The organism is Stenotrophomonas sp. YAU14A_MKIMI4_1 (assembly GCF_003086855.1).
Lineage (GTDB): Bacteria > Pseudomonadota > Gammaproteobacteria > Xanthomonadales > Xanthomonadaceae > Stenotrophomonas.
Window position 1 is genome coordinate 3,903,515 of record NZ_CP025998.1, and the last position, 18,875, is coordinate 3,922,389.

Annotated in this window: 24 protein-coding genes; 7 read left to right on the plus strand and 17 right to left on the minus strand. The window is 64.0% G+C overall.

The window, feature by feature from the left end; genetic code table 11:
* Nucleotides 1-213 precede the first annotated feature (213 nt).
* A complete protein-coding gene (locus C1931_RS17600; protein ID WP_108757801.1) occupies nt 214-1,092 on the minus strand; it encodes an NAD(P)-dependent oxidoreductase in 879 nt (292 codons plus the stop codon).
* A gap of 174 nt (nt 1,093-1,266) precedes the next feature.
* Complete coding sequence (locus C1931_RS17605) at nt 1,267-1,719, minus strand: PA2169 family four-helix-bundle protein (RefSeq protein WP_108757243.1); 453 nt, start codon at nt 1,717-1,719, stop codon at nt 1,267-1,269.
* A 373-nt stretch (nt 1,720-2,092) separates the two neighbouring features.
* Here C1931_RS17605 and C1931_RS17610 point away from each other — a divergent pair, with 373 nt between their 5' ends.
* Nucleotides 2,093-2,482 carry a hypothetical protein gene (locus C1931_RS17610; protein WP_159095511.1) on the plus strand — a complete coding sequence of 130 codons (390 nt, stop codon included), beginning with the start codon at nt 2,093-2,095 and terminating at the stop codon, nt 2,480-2,482.
* Here C1931_RS17610 and C1931_RS17615 read toward each other — a convergent pair.
* The 5 genes from C1931_RS17615 to C1931_RS17635 all read right to left on the minus strand — a co-directional run bounded on the left by C1931_RS17615 (nt 2,467) and on the right by C1931_RS17635 (nt 5,594).
* A complete protein-coding gene (locus C1931_RS17615) occupies nt 2,467-2,835 on the minus strand; it encodes a hypothetical protein (protein WP_108757245.1) in 369 nt (122 codons plus the stop codon). The genes C1931_RS17610 and C1931_RS17615 overlap by 16 nt on opposite strands.
* A gap of 57 nt (nt 2,836-2,892) precedes the next feature.
* A complete protein-coding gene (locus C1931_RS17620; protein WP_108754255.1) occupies nt 2,893-3,390 on the minus strand; it encodes an Ohr family peroxiredoxin in 498 nt (165 codons plus the stop codon).
* Nucleotides 3,391-3,427: 37 nt separating this feature from the next.
* The gene (locus C1931_RS17625) at nt 3,428-4,195 is read right to left on the minus strand and encodes an SDR family oxidoreductase (RefSeq protein ID WP_108754256.1); all 768 of its coding nucleotides are present in this window, start codon (nt 4,193-4,195) and stop codon (nt 3,428-3,430) included.
* Between the two features lie 119 nt (nt 4,196-4,314).
* Complete coding sequence (locus C1931_RS17630) at nt 4,315-5,349, minus strand: LysR family transcriptional regulator (protein ID WP_108757246.1); 1,035 nt, start codon at nt 5,347-5,349, stop codon at nt 4,315-4,317.
* Nucleotides 5,346-5,594, minus strand: a complete 249-nt coding sequence (locus C1931_RS17635; RefSeq protein WP_108757247.1) for a sigma-70 region 4 domain-containing protein — start codon at nt 5,592-5,594, stop codon at nt 5,346-5,348. The genes C1931_RS17630 and C1931_RS17635 overlap by 4 nt, the downstream gene beginning before the upstream one ends.
* Before the next feature lie 145 nt (nt 5,595-5,739).
* Between C1931_RS17635 and C1931_RS17640 the strand changes: the two genes are divergently transcribed.
* From C1931_RS17640 to C1931_RS17650, 3 genes are all read left to right on the plus strand, one after another.
* Nucleotides 5,740-6,219: a carboxymuconolactone decarboxylase family protein gene (locus C1931_RS17640; RefSeq protein ID WP_108757248.1), complete on the plus strand. Its 480-nt coding sequence runs from the start codon at nt 5,740-5,742 to the stop codon at nt 6,217-6,219.
* A 53-nt stretch (nt 6,220-6,272) separates the two neighbouring features.
* Nucleotides 6,273-6,695 carry a cupin domain-containing protein gene (locus C1931_RS17645; protein ID WP_108757249.1) on the plus strand — a complete coding sequence of 141 codons (423 nt, stop codon included), beginning with the start codon at nt 6,273-6,275 and terminating at the stop codon, nt 6,693-6,695.
* A 75-nt stretch (nt 6,696-6,770) separates the two neighbouring features.
* The gene (locus tag C1931_RS17650; protein ID WP_108757250.1) at nt 6,771-7,652 is read left to right on the plus strand and encodes an RNA polymerase sigma-70 factor; all 882 of its coding nucleotides are present in this window, start codon (nt 6,771-6,773) and stop codon (nt 7,650-7,652) included.
* A 47-nt stretch (nt 7,653-7,699) separates the two neighbouring features.
* Here C1931_RS17650 and C1931_RS17655 read toward each other — a convergent pair whose 3' ends face one another.
* Together C1931_RS17655 and C1931_RS17660 are read right to left on the minus strand one after the other, a co-directional pair.
* Nucleotides 7,700-8,653 (minus strand): alpha/beta hydrolase, encoded by a 954-nt coding sequence (locus C1931_RS17655; RefSeq protein WP_108757251.1) that lies wholly within the window; start codon nt 8,651-8,653, stop codon nt 7,700-7,702.
* Between the two features lie 122 nt (nt 8,654-8,775).
* On the minus strand, nt 8,776-9,696 hold the full coding sequence (locus C1931_RS17660) for an MBL fold metallo-hydrolase (RefSeq protein WP_108757252.1): 921 nt from the start codon (nt 9,694-9,696) through the stop codon (nt 8,776-8,778).
* Nucleotides 9,697-9,948: 252 nt separating this feature from the next.
* Here C1931_RS17660 and C1931_RS17665 point away from each other — a divergent pair, with 252 nt between their 5' ends.
* Entirely contained in the window at nt 9,949-10,590 is a 642-nt protein-coding gene (locus C1931_RS17665) for a glutathione S-transferase family protein (RefSeq protein ID WP_108757253.1), read from the plus strand.
* A 21-nt stretch (nt 10,591-10,611) separates the two neighbouring features.
* On the opposite strand, the gene C1931_RS17670 is transcribed toward C1931_RS17665, so the two are convergent.
* The 8 genes from C1931_RS17670 to C1931_RS17705 form a co-directional block, all read right to left on the minus strand.
* Complete coding sequence (locus C1931_RS17670) at nt 10,612-11,598, minus strand: glycoside hydrolase family 43 protein (protein ID WP_108757254.1); 987 nt, start codon at nt 11,596-11,598, stop codon at nt 10,612-10,614.
* 101 nt (nt 11,599-11,699) lie between these two features.
* Entirely contained in the window at nt 11,700-12,119 is a 420-nt protein-coding gene (locus C1931_RS17675; protein WP_108757255.1) for an H-NS histone family protein, read from the minus strand.
* 72 nt (nt 12,120-12,191) lie between these two features.
* Complete coding sequence (locus tag C1931_RS17680) at nt 12,192-12,641, minus strand: GNAT family N-acetyltransferase (protein WP_108757256.1); 450 nt, start codon at nt 12,639-12,641, stop codon at nt 12,192-12,194.
* Nucleotides 12,642-12,734: 93 nt separating this feature from the next.
* A complete protein-coding gene (locus C1931_RS17685; protein WP_159095512.1) occupies nt 12,735-13,352 on the minus strand; it encodes a hypothetical protein in 618 nt (205 codons plus the stop codon).
* 1,033 nt (nt 13,353-14,385) lie between these two features.
* Nucleotides 14,386-15,321, minus strand: coding sequence for a DUF955 domain-containing protein (locus C1931_RS17690; protein WP_108757258.1), 936 nt, complete (start codon nt 15,319-15,321; stop codon nt 14,386-14,388).
* 93 nt (nt 15,322-15,414) lie between these two features.
* Nucleotides 15,415-15,894 carry a helix-turn-helix transcriptional regulator gene (locus tag C1931_RS17695; protein WP_108757259.1) on the minus strand — a complete coding sequence of 160 codons (480 nt, stop codon included), beginning with the start codon at nt 15,892-15,894 and terminating at the stop codon, nt 15,415-15,417.
* Nucleotides 15,891-16,529, minus strand: coding sequence for a GNAT family N-acetyltransferase (locus C1931_RS17700; protein WP_159095513.1), 639 nt, complete (start codon nt 16,527-16,529; stop codon nt 15,891-15,893). The genes C1931_RS17695 and C1931_RS17700 overlap by 4 nt, the downstream gene beginning before the upstream one ends.
* Nucleotides 16,526-16,741 carry a ribbon-helix-helix protein, CopG family gene (locus C1931_RS17705; protein WP_199913889.1) on the minus strand — a complete coding sequence of 72 codons (216 nt, stop codon included), beginning with the start codon at nt 16,739-16,741 and terminating at the stop codon, nt 16,526-16,528. Before C1931_RS17705 ends, C1931_RS17700 begins: the two co-directional genes overlap by 4 nt.
* A gap of 128 nt (nt 16,742-16,869) precedes the next feature.
* Between C1931_RS17705 and C1931_RS17710 the strand changes: the two genes are divergently transcribed.
* Together C1931_RS17710 and C1931_RS17715 are read left to right on the plus strand one after the other, a co-directional pair.
* Nucleotides 16,870-17,568 (plus strand): multiubiquitin domain-containing protein, encoded by a 699-nt coding sequence (locus tag C1931_RS17710; RefSeq protein ID WP_108757261.1) that lies wholly within the window; start codon nt 16,870-16,872, stop codon nt 17,566-17,568.
* Between the two features lie 10 nt (nt 17,569-17,578).
* On the plus strand, nt 17,579-18,727 hold the full coding sequence (locus tag C1931_RS17715; protein ID WP_199913890.1) for a ThiF family adenylyltransferase: 1,149 nt from the start codon (nt 17,579-17,581) through the stop codon (nt 18,725-18,727).
* Nucleotides 18,728-18,875: the final 148 nt, after the last annotated feature.

Sequence of the window (18,875 nt, forward strand, 5' to 3'; positions counted from 1 at the left end):
AGGACAACCGGCACCGGTGGGGGCACCGCGCAGATGCGCGATCCCTCGCGCGGGCCACCTTCCAGAAGAAGGCGCGCACCGGGTTAACGGCCGCGCGCCGCACAGGTTGAGCCGAACCGGGCGCCGAAGCTGAACGCACTCAGCCTCGCGGGCTGGCCAGGTACCCGGCGCGCGTGGGGCTTCATGGCCGTCGAGCAAGCTCGACGCTACGGGTTACGGCCGGGCCATCGCGCGCGGCAACACTTCAATGCTGCCGGCGGCGTACTGCTGCAGCACTTCTTCCGGCCCGTGGCGCGGCTGCCAGCCCAGCTGCTGCTGCAGCCGGCGGCTGTCGTACACCCGGTCGATCGACGGCGGTACCGACCAGCCACGGCGGTCGAACTCAGCCAGCAGCTGCGGCGCGCGGCGCGCCAGCACCTGGCGAGTATCAACGGCCAGCTGCAGGCAATCCTCGCGCTGGAACGGGCTGGCACCGCAGGCGATGTAGCGCTGGAACACGCCACCTTCGTCCAGCAGCAGTGCGGCATGCGCGCTGGCCACATCGCGTGCGTCGATGCCCCGGTGCAGGCGGAACAGCGCCATGCGTTCGGGCGGCTCCGGGAAACAACGGCCCATGCGCAGTACCCGCACGCTGAAGCTGTCCGATGCGGCCTGCTCGACCAGTCCCTCGGCCTGCAGCTTGCTGCGGTGGTAGATGGTGCGCGGCTGCGGCTGGGTGTCTTCGTCGATCCAGCGGCAGCCGCCAGGCACCACCGCGTGGCCGTACAGCGCCGTCGTGCTGGTCAATACGAACCGCCGCACACCCGCCTGCCGCGCCAGCTGCAGCAGCTGCGCGGTCGCGTCCACGTTCACCGTCTGGAACACCGCTTCGTCCACCAGCCCCACATGCGGCGCGTGCAGGGCAGCGGTATGGATCACCGCATCCACGCCATCCAGGGCGCGCTGCAATGCCGTGCGGTCAGTCACGTCGGCCACGATGCGCGTGGTGGCGAACGGGCTGCGGTCCAGCCCGATCACCTCGTGCTGCGCCGCCAGCGCGCCGAAGATCGCGCGGCCGATGCGGCCGGAACTTCCGGTCAGCAGAATCTTCATGGAATCCATTCACTCGACAGCGCCCGGAACGTACCGGGATGAAGCGATTCTAGGCAGGCCGTGCGACCACGGCGAGTGCAGCGCATTGCAGTTGTGCGCGCACGCACAGAAAGGCCCCGCCATGTGGCGGGGCCCGGGTTGGCTGGTGGGGGTCAGCCAGAAACGTTCAGGCGATCAAGCGGCCTTCATTGCGTGCTTGCGGGTGCGCATCACGGCGTGGCATTCCTGCACGTCCGGCAGCCACTGGGTCACTTCCTGGCGCACGGCCGGCGGCAGGTCGTTTTCCTTCAGCACGTCCTTGAACGCGGCCAGCAGGCGGTCTTCCGACTCTTCCAGCTCGGCTACGTAGCCGTAGTTGGTATCACCGAAGGCGGCGCGCACCTTGCCGTAGAACTGCTGCATGGAACCGACCAGGGTGCCGTGCTCGGCCGGCTTGCCGCCGGTGGCCGCCACCGCGCCGCTCAGCGAGGTCACGATGCGCGCCTTGACGCCGGCGATGCGGGTGAACAGTGCCGACAGCTCGGCATCCTTCACCTTGGTGGCCGCTTCTTCATAGAAGGATTTGCCGTCGCGAGCGATTTCGATCAGGTCGTTCAGACGGCTTTCGATGGTGGACTGGGTGCTCATGGCGTGGCTCCTTTTCGGATCTGCGGGAAGGGGCAGCGGTGCATGACCGTTGCCGTGCGCAGCCACAGTGATCGAACGCGTGTGCGGTGCAGGTGAGCAGCGATTGATGCGGGAATCACGCTGTAGAACCGGCGCTGACTGCTTCACGCGGCGTTGCAGCTGCTTCACGTGATTGCAGCAATTGCTGACGCTTTTGCCTCTTTCAATGGGCATTGCCCCACGCCTAGATTCAGCCTGCGCACAGTCTCGTGCTGCGACTACGGAATGGGGTTCCACGATGAGAAACCTGATGGTTGCGATCTGCTTGTTTTTCCCTTTGCTTGGCGCGACCGGCCCAGCACGGGCTGCAGAGGGCAGGTCAGTGCCTGTGCGGATGGATGACTTCACCCTGATCGAGGAATCCAATCCCCGCGCATCGTCTGCCAAGGCAACGCCACTGCAGTTGCGCCGTGTTTACCGGCTGGGGACGGGGGAATCGGTTGAGCTGATCCATACCGAGCTGGCCAGTGGAATGCTGGAGCTGGATGCGACCCAGCAGTCACCTTCGACGCTGGATGCACTGGATCGCTATTGTGCCCGCATGGGCGGAACCGTTTCGCGGGACAGCGTGTCCGTGTTTTCACCGCAGACCCAGACGCTGCTGTCCTGTGTGGGAACCGCGCCGCGGCCAGGCAAGCCCGATCAAACAAAGGCCGAGACCGTAGCGCCGTCTGCGCAGCGGAACTCATTCGGCGCCAGGTGGTCTGCTCAGCGCACGGGCTGATGAGTGCCGCTTCCCAGCAGCGCCTGCGCACGCGGTGACAACAAACATCCCTGCGCCTGCAATCGCGCAATGGCCCCCCGCGTGCGGCCCAGCACCCCGGTATTGGCAATGAAGGTGAATGCGCTTCCTTCAAACGCCAGCACGATGTTCTGCGTACTGCGCCAGTTCCGGTAGTCCACTTCGGCAATCGCGCTGTAGGGCCGCTCATGGCGGCGCAGCACGCGGTATTCCACACGGTCCGCGTGCAGGATCAGGCGCGGGTTCAGGCTGTTGTGCGCCAGCGCAAACCATGGCAGCGCGCGCAGTCCCAGGAACGCAGCTTCCAGGGTGACGGTAAGGGACGCAGTGTGCATGGCCCATTATCGCAGCCGCGAGCCTGATCACCAGGCAACCATGGCAGGGCGCAGCGTTCATCCCACGCTGACCCGCACCACGTGACTGATGCCGCGATGGAACATCTTGGCGTACGGACACACGCGTTCGGTATTGCGCACCAGTTCCGCCGCCAGCGTGGCGTCCATGCCCGGCAGGCACACCACGATCTCGGCGGACAGCAGATACAGGCCATCCACCGGGTCACGGGCAAAGGTCACCCCCACCTCGACGCTGGGCTGGTCCAGCACCAGGCCGGCCCGCGCGGCAACCAGCACCATGGCGCCGTGGAAGCAGCCGGCGTAACCGGCCGCCAGCAGCTGTTCGGGATTGGTGCCACCGCCGGGACCGCCCAGTTCAGGGGGCAGGCGCAGATCGACGGCCAGCGCACCATCATCGGAACGCACCACGCCCGAGGCGCGACCGTGCCCGGCCTGGCCGCCCTGAACCCGCACGCGGCCGGTGTAGAGGGGGCGCACCTCATCGCCGTGATAGCGATCGAGCACACTGGACGGCGGCGGCTTCAGGCCATTCATCGGCAGACCTGGACGTCCAGCAGCACTGACGGCAGGGTCATGCCCGCGGCCCCGCTGCCGGCGTGGACTGCTGCAGCCACTGGGCGAAGTCGATGCGGCCCGTCCACGCCTCGCCCTGCGGCACCAGCGTGCCCTGCTGCAGTACCGCGCCAAAATAAGGCGCGTCCGGGTCGGCCACCACCTCGCGCGTATCCCCGTTGGCCTGCAGGAAGCGCTGTGCCAGCGCCGCCATCGATTCGCGCTGCGGCCCGGCAATGTCCACCACGCCGTTCACCGGCGGCTGCAGTGCGATGCGCGCCACCGCGTCGGCCACATCGTCGGCGGCAATCGGCTGCACATCGGCACTGGGCAGGCGCAGGGTCGGGCCCTGCCCGGCCGACTGCACGATGCCCGGCAGGAATTCGAAAAACTGGGTGGAATGAATGATGGTGAACGGCAGGCCCGAATCACGGATCAACTGCTCCTGCGCGATCTTGCCGCGGAAGTAGCCGCTGGCGGCCAGCTGATCGGTGCCCACCACCGACAGCGCCACATGGTGGCGTACGCCCGCGCGCGCGGCCGCAGCCAGGATCGTGTGCCCGGCCGTAACGAAGAACGACAGCACGGCGGCATCTTCGAACGAAGGCGAGTTGGCCAGATCCAGCACCACCTCGGTGCCGGCCATGGCCGCGTCCAGGCCCTGTCCGGTCAACACATCGATGCCCGTGGACGGTGCTGCAACCACGGCCTCATGCCCGGCGGCCCGCAAGCGGTCCACCACCTTGCTGCCGATGCGGCCGGTGCCGCCGATGACGAGAATCTTCATGTGCTGTCTCCAGGAATGCGGAAGGGGAATAGCCGGTTCGCTGCCATGCTAGGAACACCGCTGGGCCGGCAGTAGATCCGGCGGCGGCCCCACGTTGTTGCCTGCCATGCACCAATCGCTCAGGCCCATGCCGGCCCATCGGCGGTCGCGGCCACGGCGGCCTGCTGGCGTGCTTCCCAGTGCGAAATGGCGTCCAGGTCCAGCGCGCGCACCCGCTGGGTGCTGAAATCGATGAACGCGCGGATACGCTTGGGCAGTTGCCGCCGGCTGAGGTAGCACAGGTAGTGGCCGCGGTCGTGCGGCGCATAGCGGTCCAGGCAGGTCACCACACTGCCGGCGCGCAGCGCATCGCGCACCTGGTAGCTGGGCAGTTGCGCGATGCCCAGGCCATCGACCACGGCCTGCAGCACGAGTTCGGCATCGTTGAACACCAGCGCCGCGGTGGGCTGCGGGTGCAGCTCCTGGCCGTCCACCCGGAACTCCCAGCGTTGCATGCGCCCGGCGGGCAGCCGGCGACCAATGCAGGCATGGGTGGCCAGCGCGTCCACACTCTGCGGCGCACCATGGGCCTGCACATACGCCGGCGACACGCAGGCCACCAGTTGCATCGGCACCAGCTGCTTGGCGATGACCTGGCTGTCTTCCAGCACGCCTTCGCGGAAGGCGATGTCGATGCGATCGCCGGCCAGATCCGGCGCCTGTTCGTCCAGCAGCAGCTCCACGGTCACCTGCGGATGTTCCCTGCGGAAGGCCGCAAGCAACGGCGCGATCACGCGGCGGCCAAAACCGTGCGTGGCGCTGATGCGCAGATGACCGCGCGGCGGTCCTTCGCGCAGGTCCTGCATTTCATCCAGCGCCTGCAGGATGCACTCCACGCCAGGGCTGCAGCCTTCAAGGAACAGTTCCCCCTCGCGGGTGAGCGAGGTGGATCGCGTGGTGCGCAGGAACAGGCGCACGCCCAGCTGGGTTTCCAGCTTCTGCACGCTGCGGCTGACCGCCGACCTGCCGATGCCCAGGCGGTCACCGGCGCGGGCGAAGCTGCCCTCGCTGGCCACGGCGATGAACGCGAGCACGCCCGCGTAGCTGGTGGAAAACGAGGCATTGAGCGGATCGCGCGCGGCCGTAGCGGCGGTCGCAGGGGACGATGCATTCATGGGGTCGAGGGCTCCACAGCGTTGGGGTGCTGGTGCAGGTGGGCACGCGCCTGCAGCAGGCGCTGGTGGCACGCTGCGGCGCTCAGGCCCAGCAGCGGCACGATGTCGTCCACGTCGGCACCCAGCACGTCATGCAGCAACAGCACGGCGCGGGCGTCGGCAGGCAGCTGCGCCAGCGCGGCAAGGAAGGACTGCCAGATACGTTCGCTGGCAGGGCGCAAGGCATGGGCGTTCGGGGTGTCCATGCCCGGCAGACGTGCGGGCGCCTGCCGCTGTGACAGGCCATTGGTGTTTTTCGTGCAACGCGATGCATCCCCGGCGCGGCCTACCGCCACCGCCGCCGCGTTCGTAGCCTGCGCAGCACGTTCCCCTGCCTACAGGCCCCCTGCCATGACCCATCGTCTGGACTATGCCGCACTGTCCCCCGAACTGTTCAAGAAGCTCGGCACGTTCTCGCATGCCGCCCATCACGCCAGCATCGAACCGGCCATCATCGACCTGGTCAACATCCGCGCCTCGCAGCTCAATGGCTGCGGGTTCTGCCTGGACATGCATGTGAAGGAAGCCACGATCCGTGGCGAGCGTCCGCTGCGGCTGCACCATGTTGCGGCATGGCGCGAATCGAACCTGTTCAGCCCGCGCGAGCGCGCCTGCCTGGCATGGACCGATGCCCTGACCCATCTACCTGCCCAAGGCGTGGCCGATGCGCTGTACGACCAGGTTCGCGCGCAGCTGTCCGAACAGGAGCTGGTGGACCTGACTTACGCGGTGATGGCGATCAACGCCTGGAACCGCGCCAACGTGGCATTCGGCACCGTGCCGGGTGTCCTCGACCAGGCCTTCGGCCTGTCCCGGGCCGGACTGGCCTGATCCGGCTGCGCCGCGCTCCGGCACGGCGCCACTTCCTTCCCAGGAGACATCCCATGCGAACCCCTATTGCCCTGGCACTGTGCGGCCTGCTGTCGATGACCACGGCACAGGCGGCCCCCGCCACGCCCACCGCCCAGAAGGCCGCACCGGAACCTGTCGTGCGCGAGGTCATGACCCAGCCCCTGCCCGACTACCCCGGCAAGGAGGCGCTGATCCTGACCGTGGAATACCCGCCCGGCGGCGCCGACCCGGTGCACCGGCACGATGCCCACGGCTTCGTCTACGTGCTGCAGGGACGCATCGTGATGGGCGTTGCCGGCGGCCGCGAAGTCACCCTCGGCCCCGGCGAGGCCTTCCATGAAGGTCCGCAGGACCTGCACACCGTGGGCCGCAACGCCAGCAAGACCGAGCCAGCCAGGTTCGTGGTCTTCCTGCTGAAGGACATCGGCACCCCGGCGGTACTGCCGCCGCACTGAGCGCGCCCGTCCAACCAGCCCCCTCCACAGCTCCCCGGGTGTCACAATCCGGGGAACTGTCCCGTCTGCGCTGGCATGGACGACTCGACCGCCCTTTTCACCCAGCTTCGCCCGCGCCTGTTCGGCGTGGCCTACCGCATGCTCGGCTCGGCGCATGAAGCCGAGGACGTGGTGCAGGATGTCTGGCTGCGCTGGCATGGCGCCGACAGAGCGCAGATCGACAATGCCGAGGCCTGGCTGGTGGCCACCACCACCCGCCGCGCCATCGATGGCCTGCGCCTGGCCCGGCACCGTCGCGAACACTATGTGGGCATGTGGCTGCCCGAGCCGCTGCTGACCGACGAATCGACCACCCCGGAACACGTGCTGGAAACCGCCAGCGATCTGTCGGTGGCCTTCCTGAACGTGCTTGAGCGGCTGGCACCGGACGCGCGCGCCGCGTTCCTGCTGCACGATGTGTTCGAGCAGGACTACGCCGTGGTCGCCCGCACCCTGGACAAGACCGAAGCGGCGTGCCGGCAGATCGTGCACCGTGCACGGCTGCAGCTGCGCCAGGCGCGACCCCGCTACAACGTGCCGCAGCATGTCCACCAGAAGCTGATGCAACGCTTTGCCGATGCAGTTTCCAGCGGTGATTTCGCCAGCATGAAGGCACTGATGGCCGAGTCGGCCGAGCTGATCGGCGACGGCGGCGGCATCGTCACCAGTTTCCCCAAGCCGATGGTGGGTGGCGCGCGGATCGCCCAGCTGCTGTACGCACCGCACCTGCGCCGCAAGGACCAGCTGCGCATGGTGCCGACCATGATCAATGGCCGGCTGGGCCTGCTGCGCTACTTCGACGGCGTGCTGGAATCGGCCATGGCCTTCGATACCGATGGCGAGCAGATCATCCAGATCCTGGTGCAGCGCAATCCGCACAAACTGCAGCATCTGGACCGCCAGCTGGCCATCCAGTAGCCGCAACGCAGAAGGCCCCGGCATTGCCGGGGCCTTCGTCTTCGCACTTACTTCTGCTGCAGGAAGGCCAGCAGGTCCTGGTTGACCTTGTCCTTGTGAGTGTCGGTCAGACCGTGCGGCGCACCCGGGTACACGATCAGCTTGGCGCCCTTGATCAGCTTGGCCGACTGGCGACCGGAGATGTCGATCGGCACGATCTGGTCGTCATCACCGTGGATGACCAGGGTCGGCACATCGAACTTCTTCAGGTCGGCGCGGAAGTCGGTGGCCGAGAACGCAGCGATCGAATCGTAGGTGTTCTTGTGGCCACCCTGCATGCCCTGCGCCCACCAGGCGTCGATCAGGCCCTGGGAAACCTTCGCGCCCGGGCGGTTGAAGCCGTAGAACGGGCCCGACGGAATGTCCTTGTACAGCTGCGCGCGGTTTTCCATCTGCGCCTTGCGGATACCGTCGAACACTTCGATCGGCAGACCGTTGGGGTTGTCGGCGGTCTTCAGCATGAACGGCGGCACCGAGCTGATCAGCACGGCCTTCTTCACCCGGCCGGTGCCATGGCGGCCGATGTAGCGCGCCACTTCGCCGCCGCCAGTGGAGAAGCCCACCAGGGTCACGTCGTGCAGGTCCAGGGTGTTGATCACCGTGGCCAGGTCATCGGCGTAATGATCCATGTCGTTGCCATCCCAGGGCTGGCTGGAACGGCCGTGGCCACGACGGTCGTGCGCGATCACGCGGTAACCGTGGTTGGCCAGGAAGATCATCTGCGATTCCCAGCTGTCCGAGTTCAGCGGCCAGCCGTGGCTGAAGGTGACGACCGGGCCGTCCTTGGGGCCCCAATCCTTGTAGTACAGCTGCACGCCGTCGGCGGTGGTGATGTAGCTGGCGGTGCGGGCAATGCTGGTGACCGCGGCCGGCTTGACAGGCTCGGCCGCCTGGGCGGACACGCCGGCCTGCACGGACAGGGCCAGCACGGCGGCGGCCAGGGTACGGGTAGCAAATTTCATGGGGGAACCTCGTCTTGGGTGGTTGGACAGGCGCTACTGTGCGCCCGGATCCGGGCGCATCGGTGACGAATGGTCCGTAAAACTTGATCGACCGTATTGGATCGATGTGCTGCGGTGGCCGCTCAGAAATCCCAGAACACCGGCACCCAGCGGTAGGCCTGGCCATCGCGTGAAACCCGGCCCACCGACGGGAACGGCAGGTGGGTGGCTACCAGCATTTCGCCACTGCCGGCCAGCTGGTCCAACAGGGCAATGCGCACGCGCGCCGATTCTTCCGGATCGTGCTCGAAGCCGTTGTGCCAGTTCGGCTGATCGAAGCCCACTGCAAACACCGCATCGCCGGCGAAGGTCAGCGCCTGGCCAGCCGATGCCACGCGCACCACGCAATGCCCCGGCGTGTGCCCACCGGTACGGCGCGCCACCACACCCGGCGCGATCTGCTGCTCGTCCTGGAAGGTGTGCACCAGGCCGCTGTACTCGGCCCAGAACTGCTTGGCCGTGGCCCGCAGTGCATCGGGGAAGCCCTGCGGCATGTTGGTGCGGGCAAAGTCCGGCGACTTCCAGAATTCCACTTCGGCCGCCGCAATGTGGATCTTCAGGTCCGGGCGAAGCTGTTCTTTCACTCCGTCCACCAGCAGGCCGCCGATGTGGTCCATGTGCATGTGGGTGATCACCACATCGGTAATCCCGCCCAGATCGATACCCGCCGCACCCAGGCGGCGGATCAACTGGCCGGCTCGCGGCAACTGCAGGTCCGGGTCCATGCCCAGGCCGGCGTCGATCAGGATGGTGCGATCACCACTGTGCACCACCATCACGTTCAACGCCCAATCGAAGGCATCGTGCGGCAGGTACATCTCGTCGAACCATTCGTCGCGGTCCGCTGCAGGCACGTTGTGGCCCAGCATCTGCGTGGGCAGCGGCAGGACGCCATCGCTGATCACCAGCACTTCAACATCGCCCACGTTCAGGGCGTAGCGCGAGGGCACCAGTTCATCGAGTGCAGGGGCGATGGGGGCGGCAGTATTTTCCAGACTGAACATGAGGCGATCTCCACAGAGTTGGCGGGCGGGCAACAGCAGCGAGCTGGCGCGCAACACGGCAGGTAGCCGTGCGAAACCAGCGTAGAAAACCCATGGATGCGCCAGTAGACCCGTCGGCGGGGACGCCATGTTGCCTGCGCGGAAGCAGTTGCTGCCGAATCACATCCAGCCGATGGGGTTGGCCTGTCGATTGCCGGCCCCGTCGTTCGTCGGAACAGGTAACGCAGGCCATTTCCCTGCAGGAGCAGCAGCATGCAACCGACCATCACCGCCTTTGCCACCTCCCCCGACCGTGGCCAGGGCCTGGCACGCGACATGCGCGTGCGCTGGGCACTGGAAGAACTGGGCCTGGCCTACGACGTGCGACTGCTGAGCTTCGCTGAAATGAAGGAACCGGCGCACCGCGCGCTTCATCCGTTCGGGCAGATTCCCACTTACGAAGAAGACGACCTGGTGCTGTTCGAATCCGGCGCGATCATCCTGCACCTGGCCGAGCAGCATGCCGGCCTGCTGCCGCCCGATGGCAACGCACGCATGCGCGCGATCATGTGGATGTTCGCCGCGTTGAACACGGTGGAGCCGCCGATTGTCGAGCGCTCGCTGGCCTGGGTGCTGGAACGCGAACAACCCTGGTATACACAGCGGCTGGTGATGCTGGATGAGCGCGTGCGGCGGCGGCTGGGCGAACTGTCTGCACGGCTGGGCGATGGCCCTTGGCTGGAAGCTGGGTTCAGCGCCGCCGATCTGCTGATGGTGTCGGTGCTGCTACGCCTGAAGAGCAGCGGCATCGTCGATGAATTCCCGCTGCTGGGCGCCTACGTGGCGCGCGCAACGGCACGGCCGGCCTACCAGCGCGCGTTCGCCGCGCAGCTGGCAGTGTTCCAGAACGCCTGATGGCGCGCCGCTCGGCCGGCCTCAGCGCAGTGGATCGGCCGCCACGCCCTCATGGGTGATCTTCACCGGCAGGATGTGGCCCTGCGCATCGAACTCCATGCGTTCGATGGCGGTCACCCGGTGGTCGCGGGCGCTGTCACCGTGGGGGCGACGGTGGTAGACGATGTACCAGCGGTCGGTGCCCGGCACCTGGATCACCGAGTTGTGGCCGGCGCTGGTGGCGATGGCTTCATCCTGCTGCAGGATCTTGCCGACGCGCTTGAACGGCCCGGTGGGCGCATCGGCAATGGCATAGGCCACCGAATAATCCGGGCTGCCCCAGCCGCCTTCGGACCACATGAAGTAGTAGCGGCCGCCGCGCTTGAACATCAGCGGGCCTTCCACGTATTCCGGGGCCGGGGTGATTTCCTTGAACAGCGTGCCATCGGCCAGCGGCAGCACGCCGGTGAAATCGTCCTTCAGGCGCACAATATTGGCGTGCTTCCAGCCGCCGTAGATCATGTACCAGGCGCCATCGTCATCCTTGAACACGAACTGGTCGATGGGCTGGGCGCCATTATGGAACGCGCCCACCAGCGGCTTGCCCAGCAGATCCTTGTAGGGCCCTTGCGGGCGGTCGGCCACGGCCACGCCGATGCCACCCAGCTCGCTATCGTTCTTGATGTCGTTGGCAGCGAAGAAGAAGTAGTACTTGCCGTTGTTTTCCACCACCGACGGCGCCCACATGGCGCGCTTGGCCCACGGCACCGCCTTGGCGTTCAGAACGTCGGCATGCTTGGTCCAGTGCAGCAGATCGGGCGACGAGAACGCATCGAAGGTGGTCTGCGCTTCGTACACGGCCGAGGTGGTCGGGAAGATCCAGTAGCGGCTGCCGAACACGGCCGCCTCCGGGTCGGCGTACCAGCCCTGCAGGATCGGATTACCCGAGGTGGCCGGCGGCGCGGCCTGCGCGCCCGACGCCAGTGCCACCGCCGTACAGGCGGCCATCATCCACTTCCCCAACGCCATGCCGTGCGCTCCCGTGCTGGATAGATGGGAGCATATTAGATCGATCCAGATAAGGAATGCGAAGGCGGTCCCACTCCGCATGCGGGAGTGGGATGCAGGCCTCAGGCCTTCTTGATGACGGTGCGCTTGCCGATGGTGCTGGTCTTGCCCGCGGTCGGCTTGGCCAGGCCGGGAATCAGGAAATCGGTGACCTTGTGGCCCTTGGACACCTTGGCGGCCAGCCAGCGCGGCATGCGCCCGCGGCCGGTCCAGGTCAGGCGCTTGTATTCGGGATCGCGGTACTTGGGCGCCACCTTGCCAGACTTGCGGCGGGTGGTTTTGCGGGCCGGCGCGGGCGCGGTCTCCGCATCCTCACCGAACAGCTCTTCGATGGTGTAACCGGCTTCGGCGGCGGCGGCCTTGAGCAGACGGCGCACGGCGGCGGCCGGGCGACGGGAGGTGATCAGCGCCTTGCGCTGTTCAGCGGCGGCCACCAGGGCGCCCAGCTCGCGCAGGCTGAGCGATTCGATATCAATAGTCATGGGGGGGAAAGGTCCATGTTGGCGGGCGGGGTGTCAAGCTGGGTTTACAGGACACCCGACGCCCGGCGCGGCCTATGGGTGAATGGCGTAGACGAAGAAGGCGTCGTCGCGCTCCCATCCCAGGCCTTCGTACAGCCGCTGCGCAGGCAGGTTGCTGCGGCCGGTTTGCAGTTCCAGGCGCCCCGCGCCACGCCGACGTGCCTCGTCGGTTGCCGCGATCATCAGCGCACGGGCGAGGCCCTGGCGACGTGCCGATTGCGAGATATACAGGTCGTACAGAATGAAACTGCGCTGCGCGCTTACTGAATCGAACAGTGGGTACAACTGGGTAAACCCGACGATTCCGTGTTCTTCGGATTCGATTACCAGCACCAGTGAATCGCCGGCCTGTAACCGATCGCGCATGAAGGTCGTGGCCAGTTCAAGGTCGGCAGGCTGTTCGTAGAACTGCCGGTAATCGCTGAAGAGCGCAGCGACCTGCGGGAGGTCGGAAGAGGACGCGATGCGGATGGTGGGTGCCATGGGGAGCCTCCTTGCAGAGGCCTGAGCGTGGCGCTGGGGGTGTGAGCGCGGTGTTGAAAGCCGGCTCGCGGGGGAGGCAATGGTGGGACAGATCTACTGGCCCACGTCCTTTGAGGGAGAGCAGTCCGGAACCCCCTCGCGGAGCGGCGACCAATCCTGCATTCCCACGAAGGGGCCCCAAAACAAGTAGAGAAGAATCAGGGCAAGGACGGCCCGACGAATGCGCACAACCCGGGGTAGCTGAAAATCTTCGACGGCGTCCCTGATAATTTCTGCCCAATACCATGTGAAAGCCGCAAGCAGCATGGCACCACTTACCGCAATGGCAGTCATCATCAATCCCCACCAAGGAACCGTTCGAGAAGTGAACCCCACGATGCCGCATAGCAATCCGGCCGTGGCGGAGCACCATTGAATTTCCAAGAGCGCGAATTCGCGCGATACCTTGCCCGCCGCCGCTGCCAGACTTGGGATTGACGACGCCACCAGCGCGACCAAGGACAAACCCAAGTAAGCAAAAAACCCAAGAATCATCAGATGGGGTGATGAGAGCCCGCTGATTGCGTTACAGAAAACGCTTCTGCCTATGCCGCTGGTCCTCTCGTAGAGCAGGCCGAGGGCGGCAGCCGAAACGCCCACGAGTAGCGCCAAGCGAAGCGCCATTTCCACATCGGCCGCAACAGCTTGATCGGAAATTTTTGGAAATTTCATTCCTGTAAGGGCCGAAGAACTTACCCACACGTATCGGCGCTTTACTGCAGAACCTTAGCAGGCGTATAGGATTCTCATCTCGGCGTCCGATGCTCAGAATTCCAATCGATTTGGTTGAGGGCCTGGCAAGGCTCAACTGATGGCTCCGCAGAATCACTCTACACACACGCCCTGCTCAGTCTCGCAAGTCCGTCTATCGGGCGAGCCGCCGGTCCAGCAGAGATGGGGAGGTTACAGCCAAAGATGCGGCCACAGATGTCTGGATTCTGCCGGACCATCCAGGACGCAAGCAAAGAAGGAAGGGCCGAAAAGCTTGTTCTTTAGAATGTTCCGGCCATTGTAGGGTGTTCCTGAAATCATAAATTGTCCGCCAACTTGGGCCATAACTTGTCCAGATAGAGCGCCGATTTTGCACCATCCGTCAATCACGCACTCGGCCGAGATCGAGCCCGGCGACGCCGCGAGACCAAGTGAATTTGATGTTGATTTTTTGGCTGATTGAGGTGGTGAAAGGGCACTCCGTAACCTCAGAGGATGCCCGCCCCTATCTGCGCCGGGGGCATTCTTCGATAGCGCGAGCCGTACCGACCTACTCCTACTAGATCACTACCGGTTGCTGCGGGCCCAGTTGCTTCAGAGGCCGCGCCAAGGCTCCTCGCCGGCATAGACCATCATTTGCACCAAATGCAACTCAGTCTCCGCCAAGTGGCAGCACAAGCGCAGAAGACTGTCCGGTAAGGCGGGGCCTCTGCGGCACCATGGGACTACGAAAAGCGCTTGATTGGCTTGGTCAGAAGACCAACCAGAACCATATCGGCCCACGTCAGCAGACGGGCAATCGTCTACTTTGTGTCATTAAGCAGGAACTGGCCTTGTCGTGAGCACTTGTAACACGGCGCTCGGATGTGAAGCGAAGAACTCCACCGCTTCAGGTGGGCATTATTGGCTTGAAGGGTTCCCGAATTGGCACCGCTGGCATCCCTTTCCGCAAAAATAGTTCCCGCCGCAACAGATGTCAGTCAATAGCTCGCTCTCATCTGCCAACAAAGACTAGTGGGTTCCTTGGTCCTCGAAGTATGGCCAAGGTGTGAGCTTCGTATTGGTTAAAGAACGTCTCAAATGAGAACACGTGCGGCGCACCATTCCGATCACGCAGTACCACGTCGTCGCTGCCGAGGGGGCCGCCGCGACGAGGCGCGCAGTACCCTTCGATGCATGCGAACAGTTCCATCTCGCTGACGTTGCCAAAGCGCGCATCGAATGCCCGCGACTGGATGACGTACTTGCATGGATCTAGCGGATCGAAGCCATCTGGCCGCATCGAAGCATGGGGATGGCATGTGATCATCGCGAGCATGACAGCATCGGCGCCACACGACTCCACATAGCGATACAACGTGGTGGCGGAGGTATTTCCGAACGCCTTTCCCAGGTCTCGAACGGCACGGAGACTTGGAGCCGTCGACCTCGCTTCCTCCACGAATCGGTCTTGCAAGAACAAGAGCCTGCCCGCGGTGTAATTGGCCTCGCTCTCGACCATGTCATGGCAGGCGCGCGAAAGTGTATGCACATCGTCTCCGTGCATCACGCTTTCATGCCAAGGCAAGAGGCTGTGACCGATCTCGTGTGCTTCGTTCCAGCGATGCTTGAGTTTCGGTAGTGTCGCGTCCAGAAGGATCCGCTTTCGGTCTGGGATATAGAGCGCCTTAAGCTCGAGCTTCTTGATGGCATCCCAGAGCAGCCCGGGGCGACTAAGGACCTGCTTGGAAGCCACGCGAATTTTGCTGACGACCTCACCGACTGAGCTGGTGTCATCGGCGGTGTAGAACCGGCGATCCAAGCGAAGCAACTCCCGGACGTCGTCCAGGTCCAACGGAGGCTCAGGATTGCCGAGGCCGCGGATCACACGGTCAACGCGCTGCTCGATATCCGCGGCGGTCTTTGGCGACACCACGACATTCTTTGCCATGCCAGCTCCTTAGAGGTCGAATTTCAACGCAGCGTGTGCGCCGCACTTCTAATCGACCTACGTACGATGCAACATTCCGAATCCAGACGTCCGCTACTGCTCGCCCAGACCTGATACGAACTCATCTAGTGCTTCGCGCTCTTCCTTGGTCAACGATGCCATCGAATTCGAACGAGCAGCGAATCGAAGACCCTGCTGGGCTAAAGTCGCGTCTTCCACATTCTTCAGCCCCGCCAGCTGCATTAGCTTCGACACGGAGACTTCGAACCAGTTAGCTAGCTGGTAAACCGTACGAGGACCTATACCTGTCAAGTCCTCGTCTTCAATGTTAATGACGTCCGCCACCTCGATGCCACACGCCTCCGCCAGCTGCTCGACTGTAAGCCCGCGCTTGCGCCGCATGAGCTCGACGAATCTTGCAAAGACGACCTTCGACTCAGTACCCGTCTCGGACAGGGCACCAGTTTGAACTGATGCCGGAACATCTTTCAAACCGAAGCTTCCAGCACGAATCTCCTGACCGAGCTCCAGCCGCGCCATTCGCAGACTCCAGTCCTTCAAGCTCTCGTTCATGGGAATTTGACTCCGTTTAAAATGCTCGCCGCGATTTCAGGCGTCGCCTCGAAATACTTGAGCCGGCCTTCGTAGCGGTCGGCATCCAGACCCAAGTCCTCCAGGCCGAGACGTTGGGCATACCACGAGTCGGATTGCGGCAGCGAGTGCAGACCCAGTCGTCCCTTGAGCCCTTGGTCCACGCTCTCCTGAATCGCGGCCGCCATCAGCACCGACCCCACCAGACTGTACTTCGGCGTCACCGAATACCACGCCTGATTCCAGGGCGCGGTCTCGATGAAGTCGACGTAAATGCAGTCTGAACCCTGCTGCTCAGGCAGGCGACACCGCTGAGACACCGAGTTCACGCGCATCAGTCCTTGTAGCCGCCCCTCGCATCGCAGAGCGTAGCCCTTTTCAAAGATCGCCATGGGAGGAGGTACTTTGCTGACCCAGTCCCAATGATGGCTCTGGGGCCACAGGTGGCGCGGCACGTTCTGCGCTTGAAGCTTTTGGACGAGGCCATCCATCTCAGGTTTCCAGGTCGTCCGCCAATCGGCAATGTCGGCGGGGCTGATGGCGTCGAAGATTTCGGCCTCCACCAGCTGCCCCGTCCCCATGTCCACCAAATAGCGGCGACCTGGATAGCGGGTCATAGCATCACTACCTCGGCTTTAGTCCGCTTGTCTTCGTCCTCGAAGAAGAGCTTCTCGCCCCCAGCCAGGCGCATCTCGACGGCCTGATAAAGACGAAGAGCCTGCTTGAGCACGGCCGTTTTACTCATGTCTTTCCTATCACACAACGACTCCAATGCTTCCATCTCAGCATCAGTGAGATTGAGTGTCATAGTTTTCTTGGGCTGCGCCATAAACTTTCTCCGCCTCGGACGTAGACTTTAGCAGGATCTGTTAGCTATGTCAACTATTGCAAATGGCTATTTCTTAGCTATTCTTTCCACACAGCGGGCGCAGTGCCCGCCAGAGGAGCATTTGCAGGATGACCACTTCAGATTCTCGCGGCAGCTTCCGGCTGCATATCGCAGACGAAGGGTTCGACTTCGAACCCGCAACCATCGACGATCCCGTCCCCACCGGCGCCCAACTGCTGAATGCAGCCGGGCGCTACCCGACCGCTGATCACCTCATCTTCCAACTCCTGCCGCATGGCGCCCTCGAGGAAATTCGCCCCGAAGAGACCGTCGACCTGCGCCCTCAGGGTCGGGAGCGCTTCATCACCTTCCGTAGCGATCGGTCCTTCCGCATGTACGTGGACGAGCAGGCCCGAGACTGGGGCCTACAGGCGGTCACCGGCCTTCAGCTGAAGCAGTTAGCCCGCGTCGAGCCGGCCGACCACGATGTGTTCCACATCGTCGTCGGGGGTGAAGACCGTCTTGTTCGCGACAACGAACCATTCGACCTGGGCGGCGCCGAGGTCGAACGCTTTGCCACGCAACGAATCGCGATTGAGGTCTTTGTCAACACGCGGCCCCATCAGGTGCATCAGCGCGTGTTGGATTTCTGGTCGGTGGTCCGCCTCGCGCACCCCGACGCGAACCCGGCGGATGAAAAGGCCGAGTACACCGTGACTTACAGCCACGGACCCCGTGCAAACCCCGCGGGCAACCTGGTAATCGGACAGTCCGTCGAGGCGAAGGGAGGGATGGAGTTTTATGTGCTCCTCACTGATAAGTCGTAGTCCCAATCTAATGCGCCTGCGCAATGAGGGCATGACGCTGGAGGTGGCCGACGGCTACCTCCTCGTCCATGACATCCCATATGTGACTGCAAGCCGCGAAACCCGTCGTGGGACGCTGGTGTTTCGCCTCGACCTTACTGCGGACATCGCAGTGACGCCATCCGACCACACCGCCTACTTCATAGGAGACACGCCGTGCGACTCAAAGGGGGCGCGGCTCGACAAGATCATTAACCAGAGTACCGAGCAGCAGCTCACGCCGCGCATTAAGGTCGACCACTTCTTCTCGGCAAAGCCTCGGTCGGGTCAGTACGCTGATTATTACGACAAGGTCATGGCCTACACAAACATGCTGGTTGGCCACGCGCAGGCCATCCACCCCTCCTTGAAAGCGCAGGTGTTCAAGCCCGTCCTAGCTCAGGAAGGTGACGGTCCGTTCGTGTATACCGACACGGCCTCGACCCGTGCAGGCATCGCCGTGGCGACTGGACGGCTAGCCGGGCAACGGATCGCTATCGTGGGGCTGGGCGGAACTGGCGCTTATGTTCTAGATCTGATCGCAAAGACACCTGTGGCTGAAATCCATCTTTACGACGGCGACCAACTGCAGCAGCACAACGCCTTCCGGTATCCCGGCGCCGTGCCATTTCACGTCCTGCAAGATGGGGTGACAAAGGTCGACTATCTCGCGAGCGTTTACAGCCAGTTGCACGGAGGTGTACGCCCCCACGCAGTCATGATCGAACCACAAAACGTAGCCGAGCTGGTCGCCTACGACGCCGTCTTCGTCTGCGTCGACCGGGGCGAGACGCGGAGACTGATCGCGGACACGATCAGCTCGACCGGCACAGTTATGTTCGACACCGGAATGGGCGTACAGCTAACGCCGGAGTCCGGGTTGTTCGCAATCGTCCGGCTATCTGTGCTCGACCCGCGAACCGGGCCGGAGGCGCTCAGGACAATGCCCACGGCGTCGCACCAGGACGACAACTTGTATGCCACCAACGTGCAGGTTGGCGATCTAAACGCGCTCAACGCCTTCTTTGCAGTCGAAGCGTGGAAGAAACGCCGTGGGTTCTACATCGGTAGTGGAGATGCCCCGCTCACCACATACACGACGGCGACGGGCACCATGGCCTGCACGCGGGTGGGCGAGTGAAGACCCGACGCTATCAATTGAGCGAGGTAGAGAGCTTTCCCCAGCCGTTGACGCCGGGGGTCCTCTACGTCTCCAACCGCTTTAACTGTGCTGCACACGCCTGCGCCTGCGGCTGCGGGAGGGAGGTGATCACGCCTCTCTCGCCAGT